Genomic DNA, 5,816 nt, shown 5'->3' on the forward strand with positions numbered 1-5,816 from the left:
GCGGCTGGTGGATCCGGAGTACTGGGTGCGTCAGGTGCGTGAGCCGGTCCGGTTCGCCGACGCGGTCGATGCCCTGCGTGCCGAGGGCGTGACCACGTACGTCGAGGTGGGCCCCGACGCCGCACTGACCACCCTCGCCACCGAATGCCTCGACGGCACCGACAGCCTGACCGTTCCCCTCCAGCGGCGTACCCGCGACCAGCGCCACACCCTCCTCACCGCCCTGGCCACCCTCCACACCCACCACGCCGCCACCCCCGACTGGCCCGCCCTCCTCCCCGACGCCCGCCTCACCGACCTCCCCACCTACCCCTTCCAGCGGCAGCGTCTCTGGCTCGACACCCCCCCGCCCGCCGCCACCGACGGCCGCCATCCGCTGGTCGGCCCGGCCGTCGAACTCGCCGAGCGCGACGGCCTGACGGTCTTCTCCGGCACGCTCTCCCTCCGCACCCACCCCTGGCTCGCCGACCACGCCGTGGCGGACACCGTCCTCCTCCCCGGCACCGCGTTCCTCGAACTCGCCTTGCACGGCGCCCGGCACGCCGGACGCGCGGCTCTCGACGAACTCGTCCTCAGCGCTCCCCTCGCGCTCCCGGCCACCGGCGCGGTCGAGCTTCAGGTCACCGTCGACGGCGCCGAGGTCGCCGTCCACTCCCGCCCCGCGGGCGGCGACGGTCCCCGTTCGCCCTGGACCCGGCACGCCCACGGCACCGTGGCCGAGGCCGCCCCCGACCCGGCCCCCGACCCGGCGCCCGCCGCCTGGCCGCCGGCCGGCGCCACGCCCGTACCGCCGGAGGAGCTGTACGCACGCCTCGACGCCGCCGGCCTGCGCTACGGCCCCGCCTTCCGGGGGCTGCGCGCCGCTTGGCGGCACGGTGACGCGATCCTCGCCGAGGTCGTGCTCCCCGACACGGACACCGCGGCAGCCGCGGGCACCGTCCCCGGCGCCGACCGCTTCGCGCTGCACCCCGCCCTCTTCGACGCCGCCCTCCACGCCGTCGCCCTCACCGGCGACGCTGACGACGGCACGGGGTACCTCCCCTTCGGCTGGACCGACGTCCGCCTCCACGGCACGCACGCCGGCAGCCTTCGGATACGTATCGTCCCCACCGGCGCCCACGCCGTCGCGCTCCACGCCACCGACGCGGCGACCGGCCAGCCGGTCGTCTCCGTCGGGACGTTGCTGCTGCGCCCGCTCGCCGCCGCCGACACCGACTCTCTCCACCGGCTCACGTGGACACCCCTGCCCGCCGACGACGGGACCGATGAGCCGGCGACCACCTGGGCCCTCCTCGCAGCCCCCGCCGCAGCCCCCGCCGACGTCGACGGCCTGCTCGCCGCGCTGCCGCCCGGCGCCCGCGCCGTGCCCGGTCTCGACGCCGACGCACTGCCCGAGGCGCCCGACGTGCTCGTGCTCCCCGTCGCCACCGACGACGCCCCCGCCCCCGCGCCGGCCGCCGCGCACGCCGTCGCCGCCCGCCTGCTGGACACCGTCAACGCCTGGCTGGCCGAGGAGCGTCTCGCCCCCGGCCGCCTGCTCGTCCTCACCCGGGGCGCCGTGGCCGTCGGCACCGAGGAGGACCCCGACCTCGCCGCCGCCACCGCGTGGGGCCTCGCGCGCGCCGCGGCGGCGGAGCACCCCGGGCGGCTGCTCCTCGTCGACACCGATGACACCGTTGAATCGCTCCGCGCCCTGCCGCGGGCCGTCGCCGCCGGCGAACCGGAACTCGCCCTCCGCGCCGGCGAACCGCTGGCCGCCCGCCTCGCCCGCGGCGCCGCGCCCGCGCTCGCACCGCCCGACGACAGCGCACCCTGGCGCCTCGACGTGACCGCGCCCGGCTCGCTGGACCACCTTGCGCTGCTGCCGGCTCCCGAGGCGACCGCGCCCCTGGCGCCCGGCCAGGTGCGGCTGTCCGTGCGCGCCGCCGGGCTGAACTTCCGCGACGTGCTGGGCGCCCTCGGCATGTACCCGGGCGAGGTGACCATCGGCGCCGAGGCCGCCGGGGTCGTCGTCGAGACCGCGCCCGACGTCACCGACCTGGCGCCCGGGGACCGGGTGTTCGGGATGGTTCGGGGCGCCGCCGGCCCGCTCGCGACGGCCGACAGGCGGCTGCTGGCGCCGCTGCCCGGCGACTGGTCCTTTGCGCAGGCCGCGACCGTCCCCGTCGTCTATCTCACCGCCTACTACGGCCTGGTGGACCTCGCCGCGCTCAAGCCCGGCGAGTCGGTGCTGGTGCACGCGGCGTCCGGCGGCGTCGGGACGGCGGCCGTGCAGCTCGCCCGGCACCTGGGCGCCGAGGTGTACGGCACGGCGAGCCCCGGCAAGCAGGCCGCGCTGCGCGCGCTGGGGCTGCCCGCCGACCACGTCGCCTCGTCCCGCACGCTCGACTTCGAGGCCGCCTTCCGCGGTGCTGGCGGCGGCGTCGACGTCGTGCTGAACTCGCTGGCGCACGACTTCGTCGACGCCTCGCTGCGGCTGCTGCGGCCGGGCGGGCGGTTCCTGGAGATGGGCAAGACCGACATCAGGGACGCGGACGCCGTACGCGCCGCCTGCCCGGGCGTCGACTACGCGGCGTACGACCTGATGGACGCGGGCGCGGAGCGCATCGCGGAGATGCTCGGCGAGGTGCTGGCCCTGTTCGGCCGGGGCGCCCTGACGCTGCCGCCGCTGACGGTGTGGGACGTACGCGGCGCGCCCGCGGCGTTCCGGCACCTGAGCCAGGCCCGGCACCGCGGGAAGGTCGCGCTGACCGTGCCGCGGGCCCTCGACCCGGACGGCACGGTGCTCGTCACCGGCGCCACCGGCGCGCTCGGCGGGCTCGTCGCCCGTCACCTGGCCGGCGCGTACGGGGTACGCCACCTGCTGCTCGCCGGGCGGCGGGGTGCCGCGGCGCCCGGCATGGCCGCACTCGTCGCGGAGCTGGAGGACCTGGGCGCCGCGGTCACCGTGGCCGCCTGCGACGTGGCCGACCGGGCGGCGCTGGCCGCGCTGCTCGCCGGCGTGCCGGCGGCGCACCCGCTGACCGGCGTCGTCCACGCGGCGGGCGTGCTGGACGACGGCGTGCTGGCGGCCATGACGGCGGAGCGGCTGCGTACCGTCTTCGCGCCGAAGGTGGACGCGGCGTGGGCGCTGCACGAGCTGACGCGGGACGCCGACCTGGCGCTGTTCGCGCTGTTCTCGTCGGCGGCGGGCACGCTGGGCTCACCGGGGCAGGCCAACTACGCGGCGGCGAACGCCTTCCTCGACGCCCTCGCCCGGCACCGGCGGGCGCGCGGGCTGCCGGCGGTGTCGCTGGCGTGGGGGCTGTGGGACCAGCCGGGCGGCATGAACGCCGGGCTGGGAGAGACCGACCGGGCGCGGCTGGCGCGCGCGGGGTCGGGGGCGCTGTCGGCGGCGGAGGGGCTGCGGCTGTTCGACGCGGCGCTGCGGTCGGCCGAGCCCGTCGCGGTGCCGGTCAAGCTGAACCTTGCGGCGCTGCGCGGGGCAGGGGGTGACCTACCCGCGCTGGTACGCGGGTTGGTGCAGGGCGGCGGCGCCGGAGACGGCGGGGCCCGGCCCGTACGCGCGAGGCGGGAGCCGGCCGCGGCCGGAACCTTCGCGCAGCGCCTCGCCGGCGCGACCGCGACCGAGCGGCGGAACGCCGTGCTCGACCTGGTGTGCACGGAGTCGGCGGCCGTGCTGGGGTACGTCGACGCCGCGGCGCTGGCGCCGGACGAGGCGTTCGCGGAGCTGGGGTTCGACTCGCTGACCTCGGTCGAGCTGCGCAACCGCCTCACCGCGGCGACGGGACTGCGGCTGCCCGCGGGGCTGCTCTTCGACCGGCCGACGCCCTGGGCGCTGGCGGAGCACCTGGCCGGACTGCTGGCGCCCGCTCCGGCGGAGCCGGCAGCCGACGCCGCGGCCGACCCGGCGCCGCCGGCCCCGACGCCGGACGACACCGACGACGTCGACCTCGACTCCCTGGACGCGCAAAGCCTGATCGACATGGCCCTGGGCGACGACTTCGACTCCGATGCGGGTGATACGGCATGAGCGGCGCACCGTCCACCGAGAACCTCGTCGAGGCCCTGCGCACGTCGCTGCGGGAGGGAAAGCAGCTCAAGCGGGAGAACAGGCGCCTGGTCGAAGCCGCGCGCGAGCCCGTCGCGATCGTCGGCATGGCCTGCCGTTTCCCCGGCGGCGTCGGCTCCCCGGAGGACCTGTGGGACCTCGTGGCCACCGGCCGCGACGCCGTGACCCCCTTCCCCACCGACCGCGGCTGGGACCTCGACGCCCTGCACGACCCCGACCCGGACAAGCCGGGCACCTGTTACGTGCGCGAGGGCGGATTCCTCGACGGCGCCGGGGACTTCGACGCCGAGCTGTTCGGGATCTCGCCGCGCGAGGCGCTGGCGATGGATCCGCAGCAGCGGTTGCTGCTGGAGGCGAGCTGGGAGGCGTTCGAGCGGGCGGGTATCGACCCGGCGTCGGTGCGCGGGAGCCGCGGCGGCGTCTTCGTCGGCGGCGTACGCCAGGACTACGGCCCCGCGCTCCACGAGACCGTGCCGGAGGTGGCGGGCCACCGGCTGACCGGTATCGCGGCGAGCGTCCAGTCGGGGCGCGTGTCGTACGTCTTCGGTCTCGAAGGCCCCTCGGTGACGGTGGACACGGCGTGCTCGTCGTCCCTCGTCGCCCTCCACCTGGCGGTGGCGTCGCTCCGCGCCGGGGAGTGCGAGACGGCCCTGGTGGGCGGCGTGGCGGTGATGACGAGCCCGGGCGTCTTCGTGGAGTTCAGCCGGCAGCGCGGGCTGGCGCCGGACGGCCGGTGCAAGCCGTTCGCGGCGGCGGCGGACGGGACGGGCTGGGCCGAGGGCGTCGGCGTGCTGGCCCTGGAACGGCTGTCGGACGCGCGGCGGAACGGCCACCGGGTGCTGGCGGTCGTCCGCGGCACGGCGGTGAACCAGGACGGCGCGAGCAACGGGCTGACCGCACCCAACGGGCCGTCGCAGGAGCGTGTCATCCGCGCGGCGCTGGAGAACGCCGGGCTGGGGCCGGGCGATGTGGACGCCGTGGAGGCGCACGGCACGGGCACGCCGCTCGGCGATCCCATCGAGGCGGAGGCGCTGCTGGCGACGTACGGGCAGGGGCGGGCGGAGGACCGGCCGCTGTGGCTGGGGTCGATCAAGTCCAACATCGGGCACGCCCAGGCGGCGGCGGGGGTCGCGGGGATCATCAAGATGGTCCAGGCGATGCGGCATGGCGAACTGCCCGCGACGCTGCACGTCGACGAGCCGACGCCGCACGTCGACCTGTCCTCGGGCACGCTCGCGCTGCTGACCGAGGCGCGCCGGTGGCCGGAGGCGGACCGGCCGCGGCGGGCGGGGGTGTCGTCGTTCGGGATCAGCGGCACGAACGCGCACGTGATCCTCGAACAGGCCCCGGACGCTTCGCAGGACGCGGAGCCGCCGACGCCGTCGCCGGCTCCCCGGGACGCCGCGCTGCTCCCGATCCCGCTGTCGGCGAAGTCCGGCACCGCTCTGCGCGCCCAGGCGGACCGGCTCCTTGCACACGTGGAGGAACGGCGCGACGACCTGGACCTCGCGTCCCTGGCCCGGTCTCTGGCGACGACGCGGGCGACGCTCGACCACCGCGCGGTGGTGGTGGCCGGGGACCGCGAGGAGCTGGTGCGGCAACTCGCGGCGGTGGCGGACGGCGAGGCCGAGCGGCCGGGGCGCATCGCCTCGGCGCGGGACCTGACGGCGTTTCTGTTCACGGGGCAGGGCAGTCAGTTCCCGGGGATGGGGCGGGAGTTGTATGACGCGTTTCCCGCGTTCGC

The 5,816-nt window shown here is 77.2% G+C and carries 2 protein-coding genes; both read left to right on the forward strand.

The window, feature by feature from the left end:
• Positions 1–4,033 (forward strand): SDR family NAD(P)-dependent oxidoreductase (locus I003_RS33655; RefSeq protein ID WP_158689041.1); only part of this gene is annotated, 4,033 nt, incomplete at its 5' end.
• 35 nt (positions 4,034–4,068) lie between these two features.
• Positions 4,069–5,816: type I polyketide synthase (locus I003_RS0128655; RefSeq protein WP_486584446.1), on the forward strand; the 1,748-nt coding region annotated here is incomplete at its 3' end.

It is taken from the genome of Streptomyces sp. CNQ329, assembly GCF_000482585.1.